This window comes from Ferrimonas kyonanensis DSM 18153, from assembly GCF_000425405.1.
Lineage (GTDB): Bacteria > Pseudomonadota > Gammaproteobacteria > Enterobacterales > Shewanellaceae > Ferrimonas > Ferrimonas kyonanensis.
The window spans coordinates 24,469-51,407 of the sequence record NZ_AUDJ01000037.1 but is presented as its reverse complement, the minus strand read 5'-3'; the positions used below and the strand labels follow the sequence as shown (position 1 = coordinate 51,407).

The window sequence follows — 26,939 nt, the reverse complement described above, 5'->3', positions numbered from 1 at the left end:
GTCATTGAACACCTCATTTACGGCGGTGACTTTACCACCTAATTTGGTGTCCGGGATCATTAGACCACTACACTCCATGGCCACCAACGTTTTAGCAGGAAAGTTGCGCAGGGTATGAAGCAACTTCTCCCTTTTGACCTTGCGGTTCCATAGGATTGAACCATCCTCCTGCAGAACACATACCTGAAAAACACTCTTGGCTAAATCGATTCCAATGGCTTTAATAGACATGATGGACGCTCCTCTGGGAATTATGTTTCGCAACTTAATTCTGGCGCATTTGACGCCGTATCGTAGGGGGGCGTCCATCACATCACTGGGTACCCGCGTGCGCGGGCACGACGGAGAGATGGTTGGACCTTGAGTGATAATCACCAATGCCGAGCTCTGGTCGTAGCCACGGTAGAGCGGATTTACCGCAAAAACCACCCCATTAGCACCGTCGCCCTTGCGAACGCGAGGGTCCAGCGGCTTTAAGCCCCCCCAAGATCCCTTTCCTATAATTACGAACTCCTAAGGAAGGGAGCAAACAGGATGAAACAGCCCTGCGTCTACATTATCACCAATGACCGAAACGGCACCCTGTATATTGGCGTGACCTCAAATCTTATGAAGCGAATTTGGGAGCACAAGAACCAGTTTATCGATGGGTTTTCTCACTCTCATCAGTTAACCCAACTGGTGTATTTCGAAACACATCAATCGATGTATCAGGCCATAACTCGAGAGAAACAGTTAAAGCACTGGAAGCGAGAATGGAAGATTCAACTGATTGAGCAGGAAAACCCTTATTGGCAAGACCTGTGGGAAACACTGATGTAAGTACTTACTTGCCAAAAAGCAAGAGACACTGGGTACCCGCGTGCGCGGGCACGACGGAAGGATGGTTGGACGTTGAGTGGTAACCACCAATGCCGAGCTCTGCCGTAGCCACGGTAGAGCGGATTTACCGCAATCCCATCCGATCAGCACCGTCGCCCTTGCGCACGCGAGGGCCCAGTGGCTTTGGGGTTTCTTACCAATAACAGACTCTGGATTCTCGCGTTCGCAAGAATGACCAAGAGCAAAAGACGCTGGGTGCCCGCGTGCGCGGGCACGACGGAGTAATGATTAACGTACTGAGGTAGCGAGAGAGGCGGAAGGATGGTTGGTTGGAGGTTCAGTGGTAATCACCAATGCCGAGCTCTGCCGTCGCCCCGGTAGAGCGGGTTTACCGCAAAAACCACCCCATTAGCACCGTCGCCCTTGCGAACGCGAGGGCCCAGTGGCTTTGGGTTTAATTGCGATTAAAGACGCTGGGTACCCGCGTGCGCGGGCACGACCATCAAAATCAAAAGCAGACACAACGGGCATAAAACGAAAGGCACAGGGTGCCCACGTTTGCGGGCACGAAGCAGCGAACACATAGCGTGTAAAACGCTAGGTGCCCGCGAATGGCTACATATAGCGCTGCACCATATCGTGGTGGGCGGCAATGGCTTGCTGATACTCCAGCTTCAACTGCTGCAGCAGATTAGCCACAGTCGGAATGTCTTTAATACTGCCCACCCCTTGGCCGGCAGACCAAATCTCCGCCCAGGCCCCCTTCTGCTTATCCCCCTGATTCTCTCCGGGAGTTAACTCCTGACCAAAGTCGATCTCGGTTTTCGGCGCCAGGTTTTCCGGATCGTAACCGGCATTGCGAATGCTGTCCTTGAGGAAGTTCGCCGCTACCCCAGACACGTTTGGGGTATAGAGAATGTCAGCCGACATCGATTGCTGAATCATCTTTTTGTGGCCCTCGGCCGACATCGCTTCCTGAGTGTTGATAAACCGGGTTCCCATGTAAGCCAGATCCGCCCCCATCTGCTGGGCTGCGGCAATATCCTGACCACAGGAGATACAGCCAGCGAGCAGCACCGTTCCCTGGAAGAACTGTCGTATTTCCGCCACTAACGCAAACGGACTGGTGGTTCCGGCGTGTCCGCCAGCTCCAGCGGCTACGGCAATGAGACCATCAACACCGGCAGCCACTGCCTTTTTGGCATGGCGTACATTGGTGACATCGTGGAAAACAACCCCGCCGTAGCTGTGAACCTGCTCCACTAACTCCGATACCGCTCCAAGAGAAGTGATGATGATCGGTACCTTATGCTTCACGCATAAAGCCAAGTCGTCCTTCAACCTAGGGTTAGAGCCATGCACAATCAAGTTGACTGCATAAGGCGCCACCAATGCTCCGGGTTGCTTTTTGGCCTCCACCAGCGCGAGATTAATCTCTTCCAGCCACTGCTCAAAGCCTTCGCTGGTGCGCTGATTCAACGCGGGGAAACTGCCGACGACCCCGCCCTTACAGGTTTCAATCACCAGTTCCGGACCCGACGCCAGAAACATTGGCGCTGCAACTGCAGGCAATTGTAAGGTGTCCTGCAGCAATGTTGGCAGTGACATAATGGTTCTCCTGATATGGTTCTAACCGTATTGTTACCACGGTCGTCCTGCTGAGCAAGTTTTGCGCAAAACTGCTTATAAATTCGTACGCTTTGGTTATGGCGTCAGGCTGCTGTTATACTCCGCCGGTAACTCACCACTTGAGAAGTAAACCATGTCCCTGACCCAAGAACAGATCGATAATTTCTACCGACAAACCAGTAAAGAGCGTTTTGCTCAGTTCCTGGAGCAGGTCGCAGAGCATAAAACCCTGTGGACCCTGGCCAATGAGCAGGGCTGCGTGTTAGTGGATACCGGCGAAGAACAGTGTTTGCTGCTGTGGCCCCATCAAGACCTGGCGGAAAGCTGGGCCACCGAAGAATACGCAGGCTGTCAGCCCATGGGCATTCCACTGGATGACTTCCTCGACAAGTGGGTTCCCGGCCTGTCAAACGATGGCTACGACGTTGCCTTGGTACCGACCCGTGCCGGTGAAGGCGAAGTGATGTCAGCCAAAGAGCTGGCCACTGAGCTGCAAGGCGAATAGGTTTCCAAAGAGCCCAGCAATGGGCTCTTTGCTTTTTCCATGACCCACCCAAACAAAGAACGACCTAGTTTTTTTGATCGCTACGGTGACTGGATCGCCCTGGCGATGTGGCTGTTGCTGGCGCTATTCCCCATCCTCGCCATTCCCATTGTGCTGATGATGATCGGCTTCATGATCTACATCTGGGTTAAGTTATAACCCGCATTGCGCCCTGAGGGCATTACTTACCGACTTCCCTCGCCGCCAGAGTGCCCCTTTTTCCCTTGAGCCAGAGAAACGAAAGACGCTGGGTACCCGCGTACGCGGGCACGACGGAGGTTTTATTGATTGTTCGGTGAGAGCTGCACTCCCCCTGCGGCAACCGGTGCCGCCACACTCACCAACCCCAACCGTGTCGCCCTTGCGAACGCGAGAGCCCAGTGGCTTTGTGGTTGAATGTAAAAAAGACGCTGGGTACCCGCGTACGCGGGCACGACGGAGGTTTTATTGATTGCTCGGTGAGAGCTGCACTCCCCTGCGGCAACCGGTGCCGCCACACTCACCAACCCCAACCGTGTCGCCCTTGCGAACGCGAGGGCCCAGTGACTTTGAAGTTTATTACCAATAACAGACTCTGGATTCTCGCTTTCGCAAGAATGACGAAGGGCACAAGGCACTGGGTACCCGCGTACACCGGTACAGCTAAAAGGGCTCTACAAAGTTAGCCGCGGTTCAATGAAGTCCAAAAAGGCACGAATTCGACTGGGAATGGCCGTAGTGCGATAGTAAACCGCATTGACCAACTCTCGATCAGTATGCGGCAGAGTCTGCAACTCCAGCAGCTTAACCAGACGCCCTTTGGCCAAATCATCTTGGATCATAAATGCCGACAAACAGGCTATTCCGTTGCCCATCAACACCAACTGTCGAAGCACCTCGCCATTACTGCTGCTGATGGCCGGACGGATCTCTCCCACCTCCGGCAGCGGCCACACATTAAGCGCACGAGTACCAACAAAACCCAACAGCCGATGGCTCAATAACTGCTCAACGTTTTCAGGGATTCCGCACTGCGCCAGATAATCCGGCGAGGCTACCAAATGCAGCGCACTGCGCCCTAACTGTCGGGCATGCAGACTCGAGTCCGTCAAGGGTCCAATGCGAATCGCTACATCACAGCGCTTCTCCAGCAGGTCCACATAACCTTCATTGGAAGTCAGCTCCAGCTCTATCTGTGGATACTGTTGCTGAAACTCCGCTATCAGCGGCACCAGTTGATGCTGAATAAAAGGACTGGCAGCATCGACTCTTAATCGGCCAGACGGGGTATCCAGCCGACTCTGAAGCTGAGCCTCGGCGTGCAGCAACTGCGCCATTCCTTGCCGCACTTCATACACAAATTGGCGCCCCTCTTCAGTCAGTTCCACCCGCCGAGTGGTTCGATTAAGCAGCGTAACGCCCAACTGCTGCTCGAGTCGGCTCACCGCTCTGGACACACGGGCCACTTGAATGCCCAAGGCATCAGCGGCGGCAGAGAAACCTCCACTGTCGACCACCGCCAACAGCAATTGCAGATCATCTGAACGGGACTTCATTGCATTTTCAACAAAAGTAATTTCATAAAGGAGTCGTTTATCGCAAAAGTATAAGCCGGAATAATCGCCGTCCACAACTTAAGCGTTACACGCGGAGATTCTCATGCCTCTAGCTTTATTCGCACTGACTTTAAGTGCTTTCGCCATCGGAACGACCGAATTTGTTATCGTCGGCCTGGTACCAACCATAGCTTCAGATCTCGGGGTCTCCTTGCCGTCAGCAGGGCTGCTGGTCAGCCTGTACGCGCTGGGTGTGGCCGTTGGTGCCCCGGTTCTCACCGCTCTCACCAGCCACTGGAACCGCAAACACCTGCTTCTGGCTCTAATGACCCTGTTCATCATTGGCAATCTGATCGCCTGGCTGTCACCGGGCTACAACACCCTCATTGCGGCCCGAGTCCTGACCGGCCTGGCCCACGGAGTTTTTTTTTCCATCGGCTCAACCATTGCCACCAGCCTGGTCAGCAAAGATAAAGAAGCCAGCGCCATCGCCATCATGTTTACCGGCCTGACCGTTGCTCTGGTCACCGGAGTACCGCTAGGCACCCTCATTGGCCAGGAGTGGGGCTGGCGAGCCACTTTCCTGGTGGTGTCCGCTCTCGGTGTGATTGCCCTGCTGGGTAGCGCTGCATTGATCCCTGCCGACCTGAAACCCGGCGCCACCGCCAGCCTGCGGGATCAAGCCAAAGTGTTGGCTCAGCCTCGGCTGGTGCTGGTGTACCTGATCACGGCTCTGGGCTATGGCGGTAACTTCATTCTGTTTACCTACCTAACCCCCATTCTCGAGCAGGTCACAGGAATCAGCAGTCATCTGGTGGCACCAATGATCCTGTTGTATGGCGCCTCCGTTGCCATTGGCAACCTCTGGGGCGGAAAACTGGCCGATACACATGGCCCCATCAAAGCCTTAACCGTAATGTTTATCGGTCTGGCGTCGGTACTGCTGCTGTTTTCTCAAACCGCTTACCACCCCATTAGTGCCGGCCTGACCATCATGATCTGGGGAGCGTTTGCGTTTGGTAATGTGCCCGGACTGCAGGTATATGTCGTGCAACTGGCTGAAAAACACCTGCCCAATGCCGTCGACGTGGCATCGGGATTTAATATCGCCGCATTCAACCTGGGAATCGCACTGGGCGCCGCCGCCGGCGGTCTCATTGTCGACAGCGGCAGTTTGATGGACACGCCGTGGATCGGTGCCGCCGTGGTATTGCTGGCACTGGCGCTGACCCGTCTCAGCGGTGCATTGGATCGAACTGAGCACTCCACCGCTGTGCAACCACTGCGCTAACCTAACCACCACCCCGTTCACAGCGTCGTCCTTGCGAACTCGAGGGTCCATATCCTTCACCCCGTCGCCCTTCGAACCCGAGGGCTCATATCCTCCACACTGTCGCCCTTGCGAACGCGAGGGCCCAGTGGCTTAGGGGTTTCTTACCAAGGACAAACACTGGATTCTCGCGCTCGCAACAATGACGAAGAGCAAAAGGCGCTGGGTACCCGCGTTCGCGGGCACGACGGAAGGATGGTTGGACATTGAGTGGTAACAGAAACGACTGAGGGATAGTTGGACGTTGAGTGGTAACCACCAATGCCGGGCTCTGCCGTAGCCACGGTAGAGCGGACTTACCGCAAACCCATCCAACAAGCACCGTCGCCCTTGCGAACGCGAGGGCCCAGTGGCTTAGGGGTTTCTTACCAAGAACAAACACTGGATTCTCGCATTCGCAACAATGACAAAGAGCAAAAAAACGCTGGGTACCCGCGTTCGCGGGCACGACGGAGGTTTTATTAATTGTTCGGTGAGAGCTGCACTCCCCTGCGGCAACCGATGCCGCCACACTCACCAACCCCAACCGTGTCGCCCTTGCGAACGCGAGGGCCCAGTGGCTTTGGGGTTTCTTACCAATAACAAACACTGGATTGTCGCATTCGCAACAATGACGAAGAGCAAAAGACGCTGGGTACCCGCGTTCGCGGGCACGACAATCAAAATCAAAAACAGACACTACGAGCAGAAAGGCAAGATACTGAGTACCCGCGAGCGCGAGCACGACGATCTAAACCCAAAGCAGAGTACAGCGAAGGTAAGAGCGATACTCAACTGCTACGCTGTTGCTGCTGCACCCGCCACAATGCAGCGTAATGGCCATCGAGAGCCAGCAGCTGTTGATGACTGCCCTGCTCGACCACCATGCCCTGATCCAGCACCACAATCTTATCGGCATCCACCACCGTCGAGAGTCGGTGCGCAATCACCAAGGTGGTCTGTTCACGGGCAATCTCACTCAGGGCGGTTAGGATATGCTGTTCAGAATGGCTGTCCAGCGACGAGGTGGCCTCATCAAACACCATGATTGGCGGGTGCTTGAGAATGGCCCGAGCAATGGCCACCCGCTGCTTTTCTCCACCTGAAAGCTTCAAGCCTCGCTCTCCCACCAGGGTCTGCGCACCGTCCGGAAGACGAGCAATAAACTGGTCCAAGTGGGCCAATCGAATCGCGTTATCCACCTCTTCATCACTGGCCTCGACCCGACCATAACGGATATTCTCCAGAATTGAAGTGTTAAACAACACCGTATCCTGAGGCACCACCCCGATGGCGCGCCGCAACGAGGATTGTGAGACCTCACTCACCGACTGGCCATCGATGCGAATGCCCCCGTCAGTGATGTCATAAAAACGGAACAGCAACTTAAACAACGTCGATTTGCCGGCACCACTGCTGCCGACAATGGCCACTTTTTGTTTTGGCTCAACCCGAAAACTGACCCCTTTAAGAATCGGTCGCTCCGGGTGGTAATGGAAATGCACATTATCGAACTCGATGGCCCCTTGGCCCACTTGCAACTCGGTCGCATCATCGGCATCTTCCACTCCGGGCTTTCGACCCAGCAGGTCAAACATTTTCTCGATATTGGCCAGCGACCCCTTCATTTCCCGATAGACAAAACCAAGGAAATTCAGAGGCATAAACACCTGCATCATAAAGCTGTTGATCAGCACAAAATCACCCAGGGTCATGCCACCGTCGACCACGTCCGATGCCGCCAAGACCATGGCCGCAGTCATGGCTACCGCAATGATCAGCGCCTGACCGCCGTTTAACGCAAACAACGACAACCTATTGCGACGCCGCGCCTGCTCCCACTGCGACAACTCACTGTCATAGTGGCGACTTTCGTGTTCTTCATTGGTGAAGTATTTAACCGTTTCAAAGTTCAGCAGGCTGTCAACGGCCCGAGTGCTGCTCTGGGACTCGGCCTCATTGACCTGACGAACAAAATCGGTTCGCCATTCGGTGGCAACCACAGAAAAACCGATGTACGCCACTACCGCCAGCAACACAATCAGTGCAAAGCCGATGTGGTAATTCCACCACAGCAACCCCACCACCAGGCCAATCTCCAGCAAAGTTGGCACAATATTGAACACCATAAACCGCATCAAAAAACTGATGCCATTGGTGCCCCGCTCGATGTCCCGCGAAACACCGCCGGTACGGCGCTCTAAATGAAAACCCAGATCCAGCTTATGGAGGTGACGAAACACCTTGAGTCCGACCCGGCGCATCGCCCGCTCGGTAATGCGGCCAAACAGGGTGTCGCGAAGCTCGCCAAACAGCACGTTGGAGAAACGCACCAGACCGTACGCCAGCAACAACGCCAACGGAATCGCCGTCGCCGCCGGCACCTCACCAACACCATCGAGGTTATCGACAATGTGTTTGAGGATAAATGGCAAACCGACGCTGGCCACCTTGGCCCCCACCAGACACGCCAGCGATAACCCAAGGATCAGTCGGAACTCCAGCAGGTAGGGCAGCAGTGACTTCAACACGCCAAAATTAACACTGGAATAGGGGGTAACCGACTTGTATCGACGACTCATGGACTCTGCCTGCTGATAACCGATTGTAAACAAGCCATATTATCCGTGAACTGCAGCGAGAATTCGCCCTTTATGTGATCTTTCTTTCATCCTGAATAAGAAAAAATGCCGCTCCCGGCCGCATCCTTAAAATTCGCTGCTAGGGTTAAACTAGGCCTTCAGGGTAAAAGGACTTATCCATGCTTAAATTGCACCATCACGGTGCGGCCAGCGGCGTTACCGGCTCCTGTCACCAACTCTATCTGGATGATCAGCACTCCATCTTGGTGGACTGTGGCCTGTTCCAAGGCGACGATTTGGAGCGGCGTTCCCCCGACGGCCATCATATCGATTTCGATCTCGATCAGGTCCAGGCTCTGATCGTGACCCATTGTCACATCGACCATATTGGTCGCATCCCCTACCTGCTGGCGGCGGGATTTCGGGGGCCGATCCTCTGCAGCCAGGCCAGCGCCTACCTGTTGCCGCTGATTCTGGAAGACGCCATTAAATTAGGGTTTACCCGGGATCGAACTCTGGTTAGCCGCTTCCTGGACCAGATTCGCGCTCAACTGCAACCACTGGACTACCATCACTGGCACGCCCTGCCCTCTCCGGCCATCGGCATGGTAAGGCTGCGCCCAGCAGGGCACATATTAGGCTCTTCCATCGTTGAGGTAGCCCTACCCAACAAGAAGCGGATTGTTTTCAGCGGCGACCTTGGCTGTTACAACACACCACTACTGCCTGACCCGGACGCGCCCGAGTCTGCCGACCTGCTGGTACTGGAATCCACCTATGGCAACCGCTGTCACGAACACCGCGCCGAACGCAGCCAAAAGCTGAAGCAGATTCTGCAATCCACCTTGAAAAATGGCGGCGTCACCCTGATTCCGGCATTCAGCATTGGCCGTACTCAGGAGCTGTTGTATGAAATTGAAGATCTGCTGTTTCACCTCAATGGCGACCAAATCATGGCTCAAGTTCCCATCATTGTTGACTCGCCTCTGGCCGCCAAAATCACCTCCAGTTACCGCCAACTGCAGCACCTTTGGGATAAAGAGGCCCGGCATAGAATCTCCAGCAGTCGCCACCCGTTGGACTTTGACCACCTGATCACCATCGATGACCACCGCCAGCATCAGGCGCTACTGAATCGCCTGCAGGTCAGCGCCGAGCCAGCCATCGTGATTGCCGCCAGCGGCATGTGCAGCGGCGGACGCATCGTTAACTACCTGAAAGCGCTGGCGCCGGATCCTCGCACTGATATCGTGTTTGTCGGCTATCAGGCCAAGGGCACCCTGGGGCGGCGCCTGCAGCAACTCAGCGCGCCCACGGAGGTTGAGATTGATGGCCAGCTCACCCGGGTAGAAGCCAGCATCCATACCCTCAGTGGCTACTCCGCCCATGCCGACCAGCCGGATTTGATTCGGTTTGTCTCCAGCATGGCGTTTCCTCCCAAATGCATCCGGCTGATTCACGGTAGCCCCGTGGCTCAAAAAGGGCTCGCCAACTGCCTTAAACGTACCTTTCCCGGCATTAAGGTGGAACTGGCCGCCACCCTGGCCAGCGCTCCGGTCAAAGCCAGTATCAGCTCGACGTAAACGCAACAAAGAGCGAAAGACACTGGATACCCGCATGCGCGGACACGACACACTCCACCCCGTCGCCCTTGCGAACGCGAGGGCACAGTGACTTTGGGTTTTCTTAACAAGAACAGACGCTGGATTCTCGCGTTCGCAGGCGAAAGACACTGGATACCCGCCTGCGCGGGCACGACGGAGTGGTGATTAACGTACTGAGGTAACGAGAGAGACGGAGGGTAATTAGTATGGCACCAGCCCTTCTGGCGGCCACAGTTCAACTTAACCCACCCCACCTCGCTCGTGTCGCCCTTGCGAACGCGAGGGCCCAGTGGCTTTGGGTTTTCTTAACAAGAACAGACGCTGGATTCTCGCGTTCGCAAGAATGACAAAGGGCGTAAGACGCTGGATTCTCGCGTTCGCAAGAATGACAAAGGGCGAAAGACGCTGGATTCTCGCATCCGCAAGAATGACGAAGGGCGAAAGACGCTGGATACCCGCGTGCGCGGGCACGACGGAGGGATGGTTAAAGTACGATTGGCTGCCGCATTACCGCTCTCTATTGGCCACTGTAGAGCGATGATTGACCACAAGCCCATCCCATTCGCACCGTCGCCCTTGCGAACGCGAGGGCCCAGTGACTTTGGGTTTTCTTAACAAGAACAGACGCTGGATTCTCGCGTTCGCAAGAATGACAAAGGGCGTAAGACGCTAGATTCTCGCGTTCGCAAGAATTACGAGGGGCGAAAGACGCTGGATTCTCGCGTTCGCAAGAATGACGAAGAGCGAAAGATGCTGGGTACCCGCGTTCGCGGGCACGACGGAGGGATGATTTGCCCATTGAGGTAGCGAGCAATCTTGATCTCGACAACAAGCCTAATGAAAGCCTCTCGGCTCCCAATACGATCTCAACTTGTATTTCAGCGGCAACAGGCACTATGTTTATTGGCTTCACAATTCAATATCACCATGCACGTTCAAAGGAGCTGAACTATGCGCATACTGAACCAATCATTGCTACTTGGCACCCTTACCCTAACCGGCATAACCGGATGCAGCTCAACCATCCACGAAGTTGACACACTCAGCGACACCCAGCAGGTTATCAGTGTCGATGCCAAGCAACGCTTTCTTATCTCAGGCCAGTCTAGCAGTGGCCAATCCATTACCTGCACCGAGCCCAGCCCCGATGTGTTCTCGGTATACAGCTCGGCCGTCGAAGCCAATGTTGATGTGGTTGAGGAAGTTACTGCCGCCTTTAAATCAGTCAACAGCGAGAATGGCGCCACTATCGGCATTCGCTCGCAATCCATTCAGCTGCTAAGGGATGCCGGTTTTCGGCTCTGTGAAGCCTACGCATCGGGTGCCATCGACGAGTCTCAGTATTTTGCCATGCTCAGCAAATATCAACGCTCAATGGTGGCCCTCATCGCTATTGAGCAACTGACCACCAGCCAGCCTCGCTCTCAAATCGCCATTGCAGCCAACGCCACTCTCAATCTCAGCGATAAAATTGCCGATGCAAAAGCCAATAAAGACCAAGCCCTTAAGGACAAAGCGGCCGCAGAGACTACGGTTGCAACCGAGCAAGCCGCACTGGATGAAATAGCCAAGGCCATTACAGGCGATGCTGATACAGTATGTACCACCCCCACCAATGACACCAAAGCGAACTGCGACAAATACAGCGCTCAAAAAACGAAGCTGGCCACGGCCAAATCAAACCTGACCGTGCAAACCGTCAATTACCAGGATCACCAAAAGGTCTTTGATAGTCTCAATGGCGCCATGTCGATGGCCACCAATACCTACGCCCAGGCACTAGGACAACAGTCCACCACGGCGGGCACCTCTTCTTCTGATCAAGTGGCACTGGTCGTAAAGGATCTGGCAGAGAGTGTACTACTGGATGAAGTGCTGGTTGCTTGCACCAGCAGCGTTATTGCGTCATTTGATGCATTTGACGGCGGCAATAAAAACCTCGGAGCACCCAATATTCCCCAGAGCCAGATCAGTAATTTTATCGACAACTGTATGTCCATTGTTCGCCAACGAGCTAACCCAAGTACGCCTCAGGTCGCTCAAAAAGACAACAGCACCAATCTGTAGTACACAATCCTAAACGCCGCAGAAGGTGTGAACAGCCACCTCTGCGGCACTGAAAAACCGGTTGGCACGACACACTCACCGTCGCCCTTGCGAATGCGAGGGCCCAGTGGCTTTACAACCAATAAGGCGCTGGATTCTCGCCTGCGCAAGAATGACAAAGGGCAAAAGACACTAGGTACCCGCATTCGCGGGCACGACATACTCCACCCCGTCGCCCTTGCGAACGCGAGGGTCCAGTGACTTTGGTTGAGAGGGTAAAAAGACACTGGTTACCCGCGTTCGCGGGTACGACGGAGTAATGATTAACGTACTGAGGTAGCGAGAAAGACGGAAGGATGGTTGGAGGTTCAGTGGTAACCACCAATGCCGAGCTCTGCCGTAGCCACGGTAGAGCAGGTTGACCGCAAAGCCATCCAACTAGCACCGTCGCCCTTGCGAACGCGAGGGCCCAGTGGCTTTACAACCAATAAGGCGCTGGATTCTCGCCTGCGCAAGAATGACAAAGGGCAAAAGACACTAGGTACCCGCTTTCGCGGGCACGACGGAGGGATAGTTGAAGGTTAGGTGGGAACGACCGGTGCTGAGCTCTGCCGTAGCCACGGTAGAGCAGATTAACTGCAAAACCATCCAACTAGCACCGTCGCCCTTGCGAACGCGAGGGGCCAGTGGCTTTGATTTAGAGGATAAAAAAAGACGCTGGATTCTCGCCTGCGCAAGAATGACAAAGGGTAAAAGACGCTGGGTACCCGCGTGCGCGGGCACGACATTGCAGGATCAAAAAACGCGGCCTTGGCCGCGTTTTTTAAAGTAAGGAACTCAATCAACCCAGGTCGACTGATTTCAGGTACTCTTTGAACTGATCTTTCAAGCCTGAGTGACGCAGCGCGTACTCTACATTGGCTTTCATGTAGCCCAGTTTATCACCACAATCGTGGGACTTGCCGGACATCTGGAACGCCTCAACGTTTTCAGACTCCATCAACATGGCGATAGCATCAGTTAACTGAATCTCATCACCCGCTCCTGGAGGCGTCTTCGCCAACAACGGCCAAATGCTGGCTGGCAATACATAACGGCCCACTACGGCCATGTTGGATGGTGCGACTTCCGCGGCTGGCTTTTCAACCACCCCTTTCATCACCACACTCTCGCCGGGGCGTAGGCAGGACGCATCGCAATCGGCAATGCCGTACTTAGAGACATCTTCCACCGGCACCGCCTCGACCATAATCTGGCTACGACGGGTGTCAATAAAGCGCTGTTTCATAGCCGCCAGGTTTTCAGTCTGCTGATTTGCAGTGTACTCATCCAAAATAACGTCTGGCAGCACCACCGCAAAAGGGTTGTCGCCCACCAGCGGCTTGGCGCACTGAATGGCATGACCCAGACCTTTAGCTTCGCCCTGGCGCACGTGCATGATGGTCACGTCTTTCGGGCAGATGGCCTGAACGGCTTCCAGCAACTGCCGCTTTACCCGCTTCTCCAGCGTCGCTTCCAGCTCGAACGAAGTATCAAAGTGGTTCTCAATGGCATTTTTCGAGGCGTGAGTCACCAGCACGATCTCTTTAAAACCGGCCTCGACGCACTCATTCACGATGTACTGAATCAGCGGCTTGTCCACCAAAGGCAGCATCTCTTTAGGGATGGCTTTGGTCGCCGGCAGCATACGGGTTCCCAGTCCGGCAACGGGGATTACAACTTTAGAAATCATAGTAATACTCAAAAAATTAGATCGTGCCACTCACGGCAGCAGAACCTCTGCTGCCGTTGAGCTAATACAAGCCAGGCTTTGGCTTTGCTGCCGATTTAGTCACTGCCAAACAAGTCGCGGGTATACACTTTGGCTTCTACGTCTTTAATGTCGTCGGTGAGACGGTTGGCCACTATTACGTCCGACACCTTCTTAAACTCTTCCAGATCGTTGATCACGCGGGAGTTAAAGAACTCGGCCTCTTGAAGAACCGGCTCGAACACCACCACTTCGATGCCCTTGGCTTTGATGCGCTTCATCACGCCCTGAATGGAGGAGGCGCGGAAGTTATCGGAGCCGGCTTTCATGATCAGGCGGTGTACGCCGACAACTTTCGGCTTACGAGCGATAATGGCATCGGCGACAAAATCTTTGCGGGTGCGGTTGGCATCGACGATGGCACTGATAATGTTATTGGGTACATCCTGATAGTTAGCCCGCAACTGCTTGGTGTCTTTCGGCAAGCAGTAGCCGCCATAACCAAAGCTGGGGTTGTTGTAATGGTTACCAATGCGTGGGTCCAGACCTACTCCTTCAATGATTTGGCGGCTGTTCAGACCATGGGTCTCAGCATAAGAGTCCAGCTCGTTGAAGTAAGCGACCCGCAGTGCCAAGTAGGTATTGGAGAACAGCTTGACCGCCTCCGCCTCGGTACAATCGGTAAACAACACTTCAATGTCTTGCTTAATGGCACCTTGCACCAACAGGCCGGCAAACACTTCGGCACGCTCGGAGCGCTCACCAACGATGATTCGAGACGGATACAGGTTATCGTACAGCGCCTTCCCTTCACGCAAAAACTCCGGCGAAAAGATGATGCTATCGCAGCCAAACTTCTCTTTCACGGATTTGGTGTACCCCACAGGCACGGTAGATTTGATGATCATCACCGCTGTTGGGTTAATGGCCATCACATCCTGAATCACCGCCTCAACAGAGTTGGTGTTGAAGTAGTTGGTTTGCGGATCGTAATCGGTCGGTGTGGCAATAACCACGTACTCGGCACCGGCGTACGCCGCCTCTTTGTCCATGGTGGCGGTAAAATTCAGGGTTTTGTTGGCCAGAAAATCTTCAATCTCGGCATCGACGATGGGAGACTGCTTGTTATTCAACATCGCTACCTTATCGGCAACAATGTCCAAGGCTACCACTTCGTTGTGCTGTGCCAGCAATACCGCATTAGACAGACCGACATATCCGGTGCCCGCAATCGCAATTTTCATCTACTTTAATCCAATAATTTCAATAGTCTGCAAGCAGTTCAAACGCCACTCACAACAAAACAAAGAGCCGGCCATCTTAACAATGTGCCGGCCACTAAAATGAGATCTTTACCCAAAAACACTCGCTAAAGAGGGGTTACTTATAGCCATTGGGGTTATTCGACTGCCAGCGCCAGGTATCGGCGGTCATGGCATCGACACCACGCTTGGCAGTCCATCCAAGCTCAGCCTGGGCCTTGGCAGGATCGGCGTAACAGGCAGCAATGTCACCAGGGCGCCTGGCCACTAGCTGATAGGGCACCGGCTGGCCGCTGCCTTTTTCAAAGGCCGACACCATCTCGAGCACGCTGTAGCCGGTTCCGGTACCCAAATTGTAGATGACCACGCCCGGCTCAGCTGCGAGTTTATCCAACGCCTTGAGGTGGCCGATGGCCAGATCCACCACATGGATGTAGTCACGTACACCGGTGCCATCGACGGTATCGTAATCATTGCCAAATACCGACAGATGCTCACGTTTACCCACCGCCACCTGGCTGATAAAGGGCATCAGGTTATTGGGAATGCCGTTGGGGTCTTCTCCAATCAAACCGCTCTCATGGGCCCCGACCGGGTTAAAGTAACGCAACAGGGCAATGTTCCAGCGGCTATCGGACACGTGCAGATCCTGCAGTACACGCTCAACCATATACTTGCTGGTGCCATAGGGATTGGTAGTGCCCCCCACTGGAGAGTCTTCACGAATTGGCAGGCTGGCCGGGTCACCATAGACTGTGGCCGACGAGGAGAACACCAGATTGAATACCCCGGCTTTGGCCATGGCCTCACACAAACTGAGGGTACCGGTAACGTTGTTCTGGTAGTAGCGAACCGGCTGGGCGACGGACTCACCCACCGCCTTCAAACCGGCAAAGTGCACCACTGAACCGATATCGTGGCAGGCAAACACTCGCTCCAACAGGTCCGAGTCGAGAATGTCGCCCTGATAAAAGGTCACACTCTTGCCGGTGATCCGCTCAACCCTGCACAGCGACTCTTCACAACTGTTGCTGAGATTATCCACCACCACTACGTTTTTATCTTGGTTCAGTAGCTCTACCAGGGTATGGCTGCCGATGTAACCGGCACCTCCGGTGACCAATACCGTTTTAGACATTCAATTCATTCCACATTTTTTAATACACACTGCCTTTTACACACCAAGTTCAATACAGAAAACCATACTGACTATAGCCTAGTGCATTCGGGCAACGGAGCCACTCAGGCAACAGAAGTGCTGACGTTTGGCATCGACTGGACCACTTCGATGAGAGCGGTGGTCGAAATGGAAGGGGTTCTAGGGAGATAAATAACCTGGCACAAGTCGGCAAGATCGTCGAACTTACCCTGCCAATCATCCCCCATCACTAGAGCATCGGCCTGATAACGCCTGATGTACTCGCGCTTAAGCTCGAGGGACTCTTCAATAAATACCTCATCGACACAGGCCAGCGCCTTAATGATGCGACAACGGTCAACTTCACTGCAGATAGGATTACGGCCCTTCTTGGTGAAGTTCAGTTGGTCTGAAGACACACCAACGGTTAGATGACCACCCGCCCGTCTGGCTCGTTCAAGCAGACGCAGATGGCCGACATGAAACATGTCGAAGGTCCCAAAAGTAATAATTTTCATAATCCACTTTAACTCAACAGACAGTCCACGACCCTGTGACTGCATTGCCCATCGACCCTGCCCACTAACTGTGAAGTCAGGCTATGTCTAACATCCCGTAACTGGCCGGGGTTTGCAAGCTGATGCGCGATGGCGTCAGCCAGTTCCCCAGGGCGTTCTACCACGGTCGCCAACGGTTTGTACTGGTTCAACTCCGGCGCCATTCTCTGCTTCAAGCGAAACTTCAACGGCCCCCGGTAGGTCCAGCGCAGATGATAAAAGTCGCACCATATCACTGGTTTATCCAGTGCGGCAAACTCCAAAAGCGTGGATGATGCATCGCTTACCAGCAGATCCGCTAACGACATATAGGCAGTAATGTCCTGATCCGCCACCGGCACCAGGTGGACATTGGGGGATTTGGCCCAATCGTGCAGCCTTTTGCTCTGGTTACGGTAACGCTTTTTAGTTAGCGAAAAGTAATGCGGCTTGATGATCAGATTGTATGCCAATAGGTGTTGTGGAAAGTCCAACGGCAGGCTTTCAATGCTGCTAGGAAAAAACGTTGGCGCATACAGTACTGTTGGCTTGGCAGCATCCAACCCCAAAGTTTGTGTCAAGCTTTCGCCGTTATCGGCATTAACGATAGAATCCAGTTTGGCGTAGCCGGTATCTACAAATCGGTGTTCAGGATAGCGTGCCTGTAGCTGACGCAGTCGATGCTCTCCCTCGACAAAACGCACATCGACCCGGCCTTTGGGCATATCGAAATAACAAGCTTTGGGACCAATACCATGTTGCATTAAAGCTACTTTGGTAGCTTCCGGCATGGAAGAGAAATGTTGCTGAGTATTGCCAAAGATAAACCAGTCTGGCTGATGCTGATGGCACAAGGCCTCCACCTCTTCGGCACCATTTACCCAAAACACCTCGATACCAGTTGCAGCCAAAGTCTGCCGGTAACCGGGCATCAACTCCGAATCGATGTAGTGGCAGATAAAACGAACCTCACCGCCCCGAGCTTGCCACTCCATGGCAACCGGCAAATACTGAGGCAAGTAATAGGGGTATAACAATTCAAAAAACAGCAACCTTGACGTCCTAAGGGTCTGTGGAGTTCGGTGAGTGGCAGCCGCATTGCTGCCACACTGAATTAGGCTGCAGAGTCAACCCGAGCGACTTCATCGGCAATGGTTTGTGCCAACGCTCGAACCAGAGCCTCATCTTCGCCCTCGACCATAACCCGAATTAACGGCTCGGTGCCCGACTTACGCAACAATACCCGACCACGACCGGCCAACTCCTGCTCAACATGGGAGACCGCCTGCTTTACCGACTCAGCCTCCAGTGGCGTAGTATTGCCGGAGAAGCGCACATTGATCAGTACCTGGGGCAACATGGTCATGCCGGAGCGAGCCTGCTCTAGAGTCTGACCGGTTTCTGCCAGTACCTGGAGCACCTGCAATGCCGCGACAATGCCATCACCGGTGGAGGAGTGATCCAGAGACAAAATGTGGCCTGAGTTTTCACCACCCAGTGTCCAGCCTTTTTGTTTCAGCAGTTCGACCACATAACGATCGCCCACTTTGGAGCGAGCAAACTCAATGCCGCGCTCTTTCAGTGCCAGTTCCAAGCCCATGTTGGCCATCAGGGTGCCGGCCACACCGCCAAACTGGATGCCTTTTTTCTGCCAGTGCTTAGCCAAGATGAACAGAATGATGTCGCCGTCGAGTTTAGTACCGTCACCGTCAACCATCATCACCCTGTCGCCATCGCCATCGAAGGCGATACCGAAGTCGGCGCGCACTTCAACGACCTTTTTCTGTAGCGCATCAAGGTGGGTGGCACCACACTGCGCATTGATGTTGGTGCCGTTAGGCTCGTTGCCAATGGTGATAACCTCAGCACCCAGCTCGGTAAAGACCGGCGGCGCCACGTGGTAGGTGGCGCCATGGGCGCAATCCAGCACGATGCGCAACCCTTGGAGGCTGTATTCGCGACTGAACGTGGCTTTGCAATACTCGATGTAACGACCGGCGGCATCACTGACGCGAGTGGCGCGTCCAAGCTGTTCAGACGGTACACAGTCCATCTCTTTATCCAACCAGGACTCAATTTCCAGCTCCACCTCATCGCTGAGTTTGGTACCGTCCGCAGAGAAAAATTTGATACCATTGTCATGGTAGGGGTTATGGGAGGCACTGATAACCACACCGGCTTCGCCACGGAAGGTGCGGGTAAGGTAAGCCACCGCTGGCGTTGGCATAGGCCCCAAAAAGGCCACATCGATACCGGCTGCAACAAAGCCCGCCTCCATGGCCGACTCCAACATGTAACCTGAGATGCGGGTGTCTTTGCCAATCAACACTCGGCTATTTCCCTGGTTGGCTAATGCCTTTCCGGCAGCCCAGCCAAGTTTCATTGCAAACTTGGGAGTAATTGGAGATTGACCAACGAGACCACGTACACCATCGGTACCAAAGTACTTTCGAGACATAAATATTCTATCCATTAAAACCCGGTCTGCACCCTGCACGACCTAAATACAAAAATGTCACTCCACTCAACAGTGCACAGCGACCAAATAAGAAAGAAACTACATACTAACATTAATCACTGACGTACCCACGACACCATGTATGTCGCGCTTTAGCTTTTGACCGCCGTACCCACACTTCGTCATTGTTGCGAACGCGAGTACCCAGGATCTTCCAGACTTTCGTCATTCTTGCGAACGCGAGAATCAAGCGTCTTTGCCTTGAACCTCAGCCCCGGGTAACGCAAACACTACCCGGAAACCAGAGAACTCCAACCAACCCACCGTCGTGCCCGCGAACGCGGGTACCCAGTGTCTTTAGCTTTTGACCTTGGGCCTTTGCCCTTAACCGCCGTACCCGCACACGCGGGTACCCGGCGTCTTCCCGCCCCTCGTCATTCGCGCGAACGCAAGAATCCAGCGTCTTTGCCTTTAACCTTAGCCTCAGGTCACGCAAACACTACACGGTAACCTCAGCTATCCAACCAACCTTCCGTCGTGCCCGCGTACGCGGGTACCCAGTGTCTTTGGCTTTTGACCTTAGGCCTTTGCCTTTGACTGTCGTGCCCGCGAACGCGGGTACCCAGCGTCTTTGGCTTTTGACCTTAGGCCTTGGACCTTGACTGTCGTGCCCGCGTACGCGGGTACCCAGTGTCTTTGGCTCTTAGCCCTTAGCTCTTAGCCCTTAGCTCTTAGCCCTTTGCCTCCACCCTAGGCGCTACCCCTCAAACAGCTCAGTAGGAACCTTCAATACCACCTTAACAACATCACCAGGTTCAACAACAGCGCGCCCAGTAACGTGAATCTCATAAGGTTCAAAAACAGCAACACGCCCTGCAGTCAACTCTTGCAGCTCAAGATCACCGCTAACATCAAACAACTGATAGTCATCCTTATCGCAGTAATCACCACTAGGGACTGCAGCCTCTTCAGCAACAACAGTTACACCGTCGCTACCTTGAACAACAACATGCACATCCACTACCCGTTGATGGTTTTCGGCAACCACAGGTACCGATGACCCCTTAGTGACATATCGAATCCCAATAGCCTTAATGACTGACCCCGGTACCTCAAAAAGGCCCGCCGGGATCTCCCCCAAAGACAACACATGGCGAATGCACTTACCAACTTCTTCAGGCAAACCCGAGCACGAGGAAAGCTCAAACAACTGCATAAAATAGCCCCTTAAAACCGAACCTTAAGCACCAAAGAGGTCCAGATGAAATCATCCTTCTTACCAGAAGCCGTAACACCATCATTTTCGAGGGAAATGTCAGTGCTGGTCCAATTTAGCTCACCAGACAAGGCCCAGCGATCACCTAACAACCACAGCACGCCGCCGCCTAACCCATAACCCCAACCTGGCTCTTCACGGTCGTATCTAGCCGCACCGCCATAAAAGCTAACTGCCCACTTTTCGGCAAACTGGTAGCCAAACTCTGCAACGCGCCACATCATCAGGTTGCCCGTTGCGCCAGAGCCCATGATATCATCCGGCACATACTCTATAGCCGTACCCATACTCCAGGTATCAGAGACCGGCTTAAACACCCCGAACTGCAAGTTGGGTCGAACACTACTGTCTGTACCAGTATCAGCATTATCTTGATAGAGATAAGTACCCCCCAAGCCAGCCTGAAATGCCCAATCTGCCATAGCGAAAGGTGATACAATAAAAGTCACCATTAGAAATAAAACTCTCATCGTTACCACCCTAAGCTGATTTCACCGCGAACAAAGCTATCGTCATAAACTGTCTGGCCACCATAAATTCGGTACCCCCAGTCTTGATCATTCCAGCGACCAAAATAACGGACATCTAACTCTCTGGCTGTTGTATAGCTTTGGCTCGAGTTATTGTTATCATTCTTCATCTGGCGATAGACAAATTCATATCTATCTCTATATCCACGCTGCCAACCCAACTTAACCATATTAGCTGTACCAGGAACACCATCTTGATCATCGCGGTTATTGGCGAACCAATGCCCCATGCCAACACTATCATTGGTGTAACCATTTTTATAAATGTAATGGTTATACCAAGCATTTTGCCATTGAGTGAACTCGTAAGTGAACGACCAATCTCTACCTAATAAATACTCAGGAAGAAATGGGATATTAAGCCCACCGGAGACTGCAATGTTACCCAATCTCCAGTTCGAATGACTTGCGGTATCTTCGCCAGCATACTCACCGTAAATAGAGAAAGGCGTATCACCTTGAAAATTAAGGCGAGTAGTAATTGAAGCTTGTTGATTGCCGAACTCACACAGATTTGCCTGCTCTGACTCACAATCCTCAAAGCTATCTGATGCATTATTGTCATTTGATACCGGATCCCAGAATGCATCCCAAATCGAACTTAAGCTCACCTCGCGAGATCCACCACCAAATTGCATAGTTCTGTTGGCGCCAATAGTCCAACCTTTAACCGGCTCAATGCTCAAATGAGTCATCAAAATAGCAGGGCGACCAGACTCGACTTCATCGCCATACAAAATCGTATCGTGTTCCTCTAGACGGGTAACTGATACCTCATAATGCAGATTCCACAGACTCTCAAATGCTACAGGATTACTAATCCCCACCGAAAAAGAAGGGCGCGCATTGGTCGACATTAGCATTGCAGAGTCTGAAAACGGCGATAACCAATGTTCTCTATAACCAAAATCTAACTGAAAGCTATCCCAACCAATGGCAATGTAAGAGTCTACAGGCAAAAGATCATCGGCTCCACTCTCGCCATCAAAAGCTAATCCACCAACCGAAGCAACCAGCCAATCTGCGTACTTATATTGGGCAGATGCGGATACACGATAAGTCGAGGAAGCCGTTTCACCTCTGCCATTCGGCATTATCTGCTTATGATCTGGTTCAGCTGCTGCAGCGACTAATACTTCGCCTCTTTGAATTTCGCCGCTTTTTTCATATGGCAATAGTCCATTATTAATCTCATTGTATAGACCTGGAATTTTCTTTCGAATAAGCCCCAGATAAGATCGAACCTGCTTTACATTATATGGCTTCGTTAAGACTGGCATATCAGAGACCACTACAAGCTGGTCGATTCTTCCATTTAAATAACTATCTTGCAGACTAATAAAAGAACTGGCTGCTTGACTTTGTGCCGATACAAACACAACAGCAATAACCGAGCTAAAATATTTCATTTCTATTTTCAACTTTTTATTTTGGCACTAACCACAAAGCCAGACTGTTTAAACAATTATAAAATTAGCCATAAACTCATCACCAATAGAAAATTTGGGGCAAGAATATTAACCGGCTTCAGCAATCAAGATTATGAATAAAAACTTTTAAATTTCGAGCCATATAAATTTTTTCTTAAACAGAAAACCATCATGTCTATCACTCCAGTATTTTTAAGTTCGTGTATTTAGCTTGGCTCTATTGTTACACAGGTTCCTGGGTCAATATCATGTAATGACCCAGCCTTTTCTGCACAACTTATGCGGCTAAGGCGTTCACCTCAGCCGGTGTTTTCATCTTGAGCGCTTGGTGCGGGCGCTCATTGTTGTAAAACTCCAGCCATTTACCTATGGCGTTTCTCGCCTCCGGCAGAGAGCTGAAATTATGCATCCACAAGCATTGTTCTTTGATGGTTCGGATTAACCGCTCCACCATGCCATTTTGCTGCGGTGTATGAGGTTGGATGAACTCCTGCTTCAGCCCATATTGGTATGCCTGCCGGTATACAGCTTGGATGTGAACACCAAGCCATTATCGCTTCGTAGCTGTAAGCCTGCGGTGACTTTACCAATCGTGCCGTAACGGGTCAGCAAGGCATCTTCTAAGGCTGCAACGGCCGATTTAGCATTTCCCCGTTTACTCAGGCTCCAGCCCAGCACTTCCCGGGTATGGCAGTCCATGACCAAAGTCAGAGCGGCCCAGCGATCCTGTTCGCCACACCAGACTCGAGCAATATCTGTTGACCAGCGCTTATTCGGTGCATCAGCCACGGAGCGTTTCGCTTCCACCCTTGGCCGAAAGCCAATGGCGCGCTTGCGGCATTGCCAGCCTTTGAGCTTCATCAGACGCTGGATGGTGTTCTTGTTCTCACCAAGCAGGTAGGCCACCGTTCGATACACTGCGTAAGGCAACGCGTCAATGACACGCTTTACCCGTTGAGCAAGCACCTCGTTCAACTTAGGCGGCTGCCTACGGCTTCGGTAGTAAAAGCTGCGGCGGGGCAACCCCGACCAACGACACGCTTGGCTTATGGTGATCGGGTGACCTTCCTTGGCCATCTCATCCCTGACTTGCTGGACTATCCGTCGTCCTGGTCGAGATGGAGCTGCAACTTTTTTAGGAACTTAACCTCAAGCATCGCTTCGCCATAGGCAGCGTGAAGATCATCAATCTTATTCTCATATTGTTCCCTGACGTCCATGGGGTTGGCCTTGAGGGCGTTCCCCATCCCCTTCATGGCGTCATCTACCCGGCGTTCAACATCGGCTGGCGTGAGATCAAAGTTTCGGGCGGCTTCCTTGACCGCGGTCTTGCCCTTGATGATCTCCTTGACCAACTCCGCCTTTCGCTTGGCGGTCCATCGCTTTAGTTCTGGTTCGTGCTGCATGACTGACTCCTGATCTGAATAGCACTATACCCTGTGCAGTTCTTCTCTGGATCATTACATATATTGCTTTATCTGCTCTGGACTCAAGTCAAGCGCCAGCGTGGTCTAAATGAAGTCTATGACTTATCGCGGGTTACATCGTTTGGCAGTTACGGTTTGACACCGCATTACTTGTTGATACGCAACACAGGGAGCAGAGGTCAGAGCTCACATTAGTTTGGCTGTTTCAACTCAGCTCTCAAGAAATACAGAACTTGAGTTTACAAATAGTTTTGGCAATGACTGCTTGTGAGACGCCACGAGCCAGAAAGACAGAGTTCTGATATCTTTGGCTCTCAGTCGACTGCTTGTAGCTCATGGCAATCTCGTTTTACTCTTAGCTAAAAGAAGCGTACCAATACTAACGGTTGCCTTCCTCCCCTATCAACCATGAGCATAGCTCTTATTATCTGAATTCTCGGTTAAGTGAAGTTAGAGCTTCTTTACCCATTGTTTTTATGATCGACTCTTTCTTGGGAAATCTTCTCTAACCATCCGCTTCAGTCCTGCTTCAATTGTATACTCAGGCGAAAAACCAGACTCCATAGCCTTCTGAGAATTTACGGTTGTATTAGCACAAAACTTTTTTATCCTTATGGAGCTCACTGAGAACTTTCGACCTGTCAACTTAGCTAGCAAATCAAATGATAAACCACCAATCAATCCAATTGTGTAAGGCAAATGAAATGGTTTGCCTTTAATACCAGTCTCTTCATAAACTGCACCAACAATTTCCTTTGAACTTAAATCTGGCTTATCTGCATAATTATAAATATTAACACCTTGTGGAGACTCAATTCTCCCCATCAGAAACTTGGCTACGTTTTTAACATAAGACATTGATTTGAAATTGTTTCCTGCACCAACCATTAAGAATGAACCAGAAACTATTTGATTTATTAAATTATATACGTTGCCTCTGTTACCCTCGCCAAAGACTACGGAGGGTCGTACTATTGTTAGCGAATTTTCAACAGACTCAGCTGCCCAAGCACAAAGTATATTTTCAGCTTCGAGCTTTGTTTTGCCATACTCGTTAAATGGCTCCGGCTTAGTTTCTTCACTCGGGTTATCTTTATCGAGACCATACACTGCTACTGAGCTCGTGAAAACAATACTCTTAACTTCATTTTCCTTTGCGGCTTTAGTTACGTTTTCGGCACCCATACAGTTCACGTCATAATACAATGAGCAAGGTGATACATTATCAGCATGCTCGGCAGCCAAATTATATATTACGTCTACTCCTTTACAAGCTTCAGAAAGCGCACTCAGATCCCGCACATCTCCCAAATAAACTAACTCAGGAAAACACTTGCTCTCAGCTTTATCAAAAATAACAACCTCATGCCCCTCTTCTAATAAGTTACTTACTAATCGAGTGCCAATGAATCCACTACCACCAGTTACTAGTACTTTCATGCTCTAACCTTATTTCTTTTAAATAATTTACTCAGAATATTTATCGACACCCAATAAGACGCTCTTATTGTTCCCATACCTTGATGCTCCCTAAATAAACAGAAGTTATATTTAACCATCTCAAATTTATTACTAGATACAGAATTTTTTCTTTGTCGATAAAGAGAATGAACTCCGGGACATCTGTCAGCCTTTTCAATCACCTTCAATATTTGCAACCACAAGCCATAATCCTGGCGCTTTCGAATTAATGGCATAAAGACTTTACCCAACCTTTTTGTATCGTATATCACGGTCAAACAGCCTATAATATTCTCTCTTAACAGCTGGATGTAATCCACACTATCAGGTGTAGTTCTAACCTTATCCTTTTTATTCCCATCTTCGTCAATAAATCCATAGTCCATATAACACAATTCAGTATTATTTTGTCTCATAAAGTCAATTTGAACTTTTAACTTACAGGGAAGCCATAAATCATCAGAGTCCAAAAAAGCCAAGTATCTTCCTTTAGAATTTTCAATACATCGATTACGTGAAACTGCGGCCCCTGAATTAACCTCATTTCGATGAACTTTGATTCTTGGATCTTTCTTTGCTAATTCACATATCAGCTCAAAACTTCCATCATTAGACCTATCATCTGTTACTAGCCATTCCCAATTTGAATAGGACTGAGCTCTTATTGAATTATAGGTGTCGAGCAAATACTTCTTAGAGTTATATAAAGGTGTAATAATTGACACCAAATCAATTTCGGTATTATTTATTTTCATATGCAAAACTCTCCACGCATATGGATTTTGATAAAATAAGACAATAAAGTCAGATAAATACTACAGTTCATCCCTATCAAGATTAAATAAGTATCTTGCCAACAAGCTCATGTATAAACTAGATTTCATGACCTTATTAAACTTCTTCAATGTAAATATCAGAGCAAATATTTTTGCAGTTTTACCAAAAACCTTATCAAACATAATAAATTTAGCCAACACTTTAGGCTTTGTAGAAAAAAAGTCAGATCCTGATGTAATTTCTGGGTGTCTACAACCCACTAATGAAGTGAACATTCCTCTATGACCTTTATCCAAAAGGGTAGAAATAAAGACGTATTCCTCTCCAGACGGGTAAAGAGTACCTAACCCCAGCGATTCATCAAAGCTAATTGTCTTACTAACCTTATGGAAATCAAGTATTAAATTGATAGACGTTATCTTGGCCGCACTGTACTTATTTACCAGCCGTCCAGATTTCCCGGTTATTTTCAAATTTGATCCAAGAAAATAATTAACCGAATAAAAGCTTAACTCATCATTTTGGATGTCTTTAAAATTATCTAAAACCTCATCTAGTAAGACAGTGTCATCATCCATGATCCAACCAAATCTTGAAGTACTATTTGAAATCGCCAAATTTCTGCTCTTAGAAAGCCCCAGCTCTTTACTTTGAATATATTTAACATTCACTGAATCGGCGATGACGGAAATAAAATCCGAGTATTCTTTCTCTCTTCGATCCGTTATTTGATGCACAACCACATATGAGTATCTTGGATTAAACTTGATGGCTGTTACTCGTTCATTCATCGTGGAAACTAGAACTTGCAGGTCCATTATAT

Annotated in this window: 24 protein-coding genes and 1 pseudogene; 6 read left to right on the top strand and 19 right to left on the bottom strand. The window is 51.2% G+C overall.

What is annotated here, in order from left to right:
* Positions 1-231, bottom strand: a pseudogene (locus tag H598_RS24195) (hypothetical protein); the annotation flags it as partial.
* Between the two features lie 303 nt (positions 232-534).
* Here H598_RS24195 and H598_RS0112350 point away from each other — a divergent pair.
* Entirely contained in the window at positions 535-822 is a 288-nt protein-coding gene (locus tag H598_RS0112350; RefSeq protein ID WP_028113296.1) for a GIY-YIG nuclease family protein, read from the top strand.
* Between the two features lie 615 nt (positions 823-1,437).
* On the opposite strand, the gene H598_RS0112345 is transcribed toward H598_RS0112350, so the two are convergent.
* Positions 1,438-2,430 (bottom strand): NAD(P)H-dependent flavin oxidoreductase, encoded by a 993-nt coding sequence (locus tag H598_RS0112345; protein ID WP_028113295.1) that lies wholly within the window; start codon positions 2,428-2,430, stop codon positions 1,438-1,440.
* A gap of 154 nt (positions 2,431-2,584) precedes the next feature.
* Here H598_RS0112345 and H598_RS0112340 point away from each other — a divergent pair, with 154 nt between their 5' ends.
* A complete protein-coding gene (locus H598_RS0112340) occupies positions 2,585-2,956 on the top strand; it encodes a DUF2750 domain-containing protein (protein ID WP_051252698.1) in 372 nt (123 codons plus the stop codon).
* A gap of 39 nt (positions 2,957-2,995) precedes the next feature.
* Positions 2,996-3,154, top strand: coding sequence for a hypothetical protein (locus H598_RS26530; RefSeq protein WP_156897023.1), 159 nt, complete (start codon positions 2,996-2,998; stop codon positions 3,152-3,154).
* A gap of 494 nt (positions 3,155-3,648) precedes the next feature.
* Here H598_RS26530 and H598_RS0112330 read toward each other — a convergent pair whose 3' ends face one another.
* Positions 3,649-4,530, bottom strand: a complete 882-nt coding sequence (locus H598_RS0112330; protein WP_028113293.1) for a LysR family transcriptional regulator — start codon at positions 4,528-4,530, stop codon at positions 3,649-3,651.
* A gap of 103 nt (positions 4,531-4,633) precedes the next feature.
* Between H598_RS0112330 and H598_RS0112325 the strand changes: the two genes are divergently transcribed.
* Positions 4,634-5,821, top strand: a complete 1,188-nt coding sequence (locus tag H598_RS0112325) for an MFS transporter (RefSeq protein WP_035415863.1) — start codon at positions 4,634-4,636, stop codon at positions 5,819-5,821.
* A gap of 809 nt (positions 5,822-6,630) precedes the next feature.
* On the opposite strand, the gene H598_RS0112320 is transcribed toward H598_RS0112325, so the two are convergent.
* A complete protein-coding gene (locus H598_RS0112320) occupies positions 6,631-8,421 on the bottom strand; it encodes an ABCB family ABC transporter ATP-binding protein/permease (protein ID WP_028113291.1) in 1,791 nt (596 codons plus the stop codon).
* 179 nt (positions 8,422-8,600) lie between these two features.
* Between H598_RS0112320 and H598_RS24190 the strand changes: the two genes are divergently transcribed.
* Positions 8,601-10,004, top strand: coding sequence for an MBL fold metallo-hydrolase RNA specificity domain-containing protein (locus H598_RS24190; RefSeq protein WP_051252697.1), 1,404 nt, complete (start codon positions 8,601-8,603; stop codon positions 10,002-10,004).
* Positions 10,005-10,976: 972 nt separating this feature from the next.
* Positions 10,977-12,092 carry a hypothetical protein gene (locus tag H598_RS0112310; protein ID WP_028113290.1) on the top strand — a complete coding sequence of 372 codons (1,116 nt, stop codon included), beginning with the start codon at positions 10,977-10,979 and terminating at the stop codon, positions 12,090-12,092.
* 820 nt (positions 12,093-12,912) lie between these two features.
* Here H598_RS0112310 and galU read toward each other — a convergent pair.
* The 15 genes from galU to H598_RS0112235 form a co-directional block, all read right to left on the bottom strand.
* A complete protein-coding gene (gene galU / locus H598_RS0112305; protein WP_035415862.1) occupies positions 12,913-13,803 on the bottom strand; it encodes a UTP--glucose-1-phosphate uridylyltransferase GalU in 891 nt (296 codons plus the stop codon).
* Between the two features lie 95 nt (positions 13,804-13,898).
* Complete coding sequence (locus H598_RS0112300) at positions 13,899-15,065, bottom strand: nucleotide sugar dehydrogenase (RefSeq protein WP_028113288.1); 1,167 nt, start codon at positions 15,063-15,065, stop codon at positions 13,899-13,901.
* 136 nt (positions 15,066-15,201) lie between these two features.
* The gene (galE, locus tag H598_RS0112295) at positions 15,202-16,221 is read right to left on the bottom strand and encodes a UDP-glucose 4-epimerase GalE (RefSeq protein ID WP_028113287.1); all 1,020 of its coding nucleotides are present in this window, start codon (positions 16,219-16,221) and stop codon (positions 15,202-15,204) included.
* 104 nt (positions 16,222-16,325) lie between these two features.
* A complete protein-coding gene (locus H598_RS0112290) occupies positions 16,326-16,742 on the bottom strand; it encodes an FAD synthase family protein (RefSeq protein WP_028113286.1) in 417 nt (138 codons plus the stop codon).
* 5 nt (positions 16,743-16,747) lie between these two features.
* Positions 16,748-17,809, bottom strand: a complete 1,062-nt coding sequence (locus H598_RS0112285) for a CDP-glycerol glycerophosphotransferase family protein (RefSeq protein WP_028113285.1) — start codon at positions 17,807-17,809, stop codon at positions 16,748-16,750.
* Positions 17,810-17,871: 62 nt separating this feature from the next.
* On the bottom strand, positions 17,872-19,215 hold the full coding sequence (gene glmM, locus H598_RS0112280) for a phosphoglucosamine mutase (RefSeq protein ID WP_028113284.1): 1,344 nt from the start codon (positions 19,213-19,215) through the stop codon (positions 17,872-17,874).
* 757 nt (positions 19,216-19,972) lie between these two features.
* The gene (locus H598_RS0112275; RefSeq protein ID WP_028113283.1) at positions 19,973-20,431 is read right to left on the bottom strand and encodes a YhcH/YjgK/YiaL family protein; all 459 of its coding nucleotides are present in this window, start codon (positions 20,429-20,431) and stop codon (positions 19,973-19,975) included.
* Positions 20,432-20,442: 11 nt separating this feature from the next.
* A complete protein-coding gene (locus H598_RS0112270; RefSeq protein ID WP_035415860.1) occupies positions 20,443-20,961 on the bottom strand; it encodes a hypothetical protein in 519 nt (172 codons plus the stop codon).
* Between the two features lie 2 nt (positions 20,962-20,963).
* Positions 20,964-22,430, bottom strand: coding sequence for a capsule assembly Wzi family protein (locus tag H598_RS25590; protein ID WP_084144449.1), 1,467 nt, complete (start codon positions 22,428-22,430; stop codon positions 20,964-20,966).
* A 298-nt stretch (positions 22,431-22,728) separates the two neighbouring features.
* Positions 22,729-22,905 carry an integrase core domain-containing protein gene (locus H598_RS27185; protein WP_028113281.1) on the bottom strand — a complete coding sequence of 59 codons (177 nt, stop codon included), beginning with the start codon at positions 22,903-22,905 and terminating at the stop codon, positions 22,729-22,731.
* Positions 22,906-22,946: 41 nt separating this feature from the next.
* Positions 22,947-23,528 (bottom strand): DDE-type integrase/transposase/recombinase, encoded by a 582-nt coding sequence (locus H598_RS0112255; protein ID WP_028113280.1) that lies wholly within the window; start codon positions 23,526-23,528, stop codon positions 22,947-22,949.
* Positions 23,529-23,548: 20 nt separating this feature from the next.
* Entirely contained in the window at positions 23,549-23,857 is a 309-nt protein-coding gene (locus H598_RS0112250; RefSeq protein ID WP_028113279.1) for a transposase, read from the bottom strand.
* Between the two features lie 495 nt (positions 23,858-24,352).
* Positions 24,353-25,318 (bottom strand): NAD-dependent epimerase/dehydratase family protein, encoded by a 966-nt coding sequence (locus tag H598_RS0112245; RefSeq protein WP_028113278.1) that lies wholly within the window; start codon positions 25,316-25,318, stop codon positions 24,353-24,355.
* Positions 25,315-26,094 (bottom strand): glycosyltransferase family 2 protein, encoded by a 780-nt coding sequence (locus tag H598_RS0112240; protein WP_035415859.1) that lies wholly within the window; start codon positions 26,092-26,094, stop codon positions 25,315-25,317. Before H598_RS0112240 ends, H598_RS0112245 begins: the two co-directional genes overlap by 4 nt.
* Positions 26,095-26,154: 60 nt before the next feature.
* Positions 26,155-26,934, bottom strand: coding sequence for a glycosyltransferase family 2 protein (locus H598_RS0112235; RefSeq protein WP_028113276.1), 780 nt, complete (start codon positions 26,932-26,934; stop codon positions 26,155-26,157).
* Between the last annotated feature and the right edge of the window lie 5 nt (positions 26,935-26,939).

Bases quoted from the DNA above. Each gene is read 5' to 3' on its own strand.
- H598_RS0112330 (WP_028113293.1), bottom strand. From the start codon at position 4,530: ATGAAGTCCCGTTCAGATGATCTGCAATTGCTGTTGGCGGTGGTCGAC.
- H598_RS0112340 (WP_051252698.1), top strand. From the start codon at position 2,585: ATGTCCCTGACCCAAGAACAGATCGATAATTTCTACCGACAAACCAGT.
- H598_RS27185 (WP_028113281.1), bottom strand. From the start codon at position 22,905: ATGGTGGAGCGGTTAATCCGAACCATCAAAGAACAATGCTTGTGGATG.
- H598_RS0112235 (WP_028113276.1), bottom strand. From the start codon at position 26,934: ATGGACCTGCAAGTTCTAGTTTCCACGATGAATGAACGAGTAACAGCC.
- H598_RS0112350 (WP_028113296.1), top strand. From the start codon at position 535: ATGAAACAGCCCTGCGTCTACATTATCACCAATGACCGAAACGGCACC.
- H598_RS0112325 (WP_035415863.1), top strand. From the start codon at position 4,634: ATGCCTCTAGCTTTATTCGCACTGACTTTAAGTGCTTTCGCCATCGGA.
- H598_RS0112310 (WP_028113290.1), top strand. From the start codon at position 10,977: ATGCGCATACTGAACCAATCATTGCTACTTGGCACCCTTACCCTAACC.
- H598_RS0112240 (WP_035415859.1), bottom strand. From the start codon at position 26,094: ATGAAAATAAATAATACCGAAATTGATTTGGTGTCAATTATTACACCT.
- H598_RS0112270 (WP_035415860.1), bottom strand. From the start codon at position 20,961: ATGAGAGTTTTATTTCTAATGGTGACTTTTATTGTATCACCTTTCGCT.
- H598_RS0112275 (WP_028113283.1), bottom strand. From the start codon at position 20,431: ATGCAGTTGTTTGAGCTTTCCTCGTGCTCGGGTTTGCCTGAAGAAGTT.
- H598_RS25590 (WP_084144449.1), bottom strand. From the start codon at position 22,430: ATGAAATATTTTAGCTCGGTTATTGCTGTTGTGTTTGTATCGGCACAA.
- H598_RS0112255 (WP_028113280.1), bottom strand. From the start codon at position 23,528: ATGGCCAAGGAAGGTCACCCGATCACCATAAGCCAAGCGTGTCGTTGG.
- H598_RS0112320 (WP_028113291.1), bottom strand. From the start codon at position 8,421: ATGAGTCGTCGATACAAGTCGGTTACCCCCTATTCCAGTGTTAATTTT.
- H598_RS0112300 (WP_028113288.1), bottom strand. From the start codon at position 15,065: ATGAAAATTGCGATTGCGGGCACCGGATATGTCGGTCTGTCTAATGCG.
- H598_RS0112250 (WP_028113279.1), bottom strand. From the start codon at position 23,857: ATGCAGCACGAACCAGAACTAAAGCGATGGACCGCCAAGCGAAAGGCG.
- glmM (WP_028113284.1), bottom strand. From the start codon at position 19,215: ATGTCTCGAAAGTACTTTGGTACCGATGGTGTACGTGGTCTCGTTGGT.
- galE (WP_028113287.1), bottom strand. From the start codon at position 16,221: ATGTCTAAAACGGTATTGGTCACCGGAGGTGCCGGTTACATCGGCAGC.
- H598_RS24190 (WP_051252697.1), top strand. From the start codon at position 8,601: ATGCTTAAATTGCACCATCACGGTGCGGCCAGCGGCGTTACCGGCTCC.
- galU (WP_035415862.1), bottom strand. From the start codon at position 13,803: ATGATTTCTAAAGTTGTAATCCCCGTTGCCGGACTGGGAACCCGTATG.
- H598_RS0112345 (WP_028113295.1), bottom strand. From the start codon at position 2,430: ATGTCACTGCCAACATTGCTGCAGGACACCTTACAATTGCCTGCAGTT.
- H598_RS0112245 (WP_028113278.1), bottom strand. From the start codon at position 25,318: ATGAAAGTACTAGTAACTGGTGGTAGTGGATTCATTGGCACTCGATTA.
- H598_RS26530 (WP_156897023.1), top strand. From the start codon at position 2,996: ATGACCCACCCAAACAAAGAACGACCTAGTTTTTTTGATCGCTACGGT.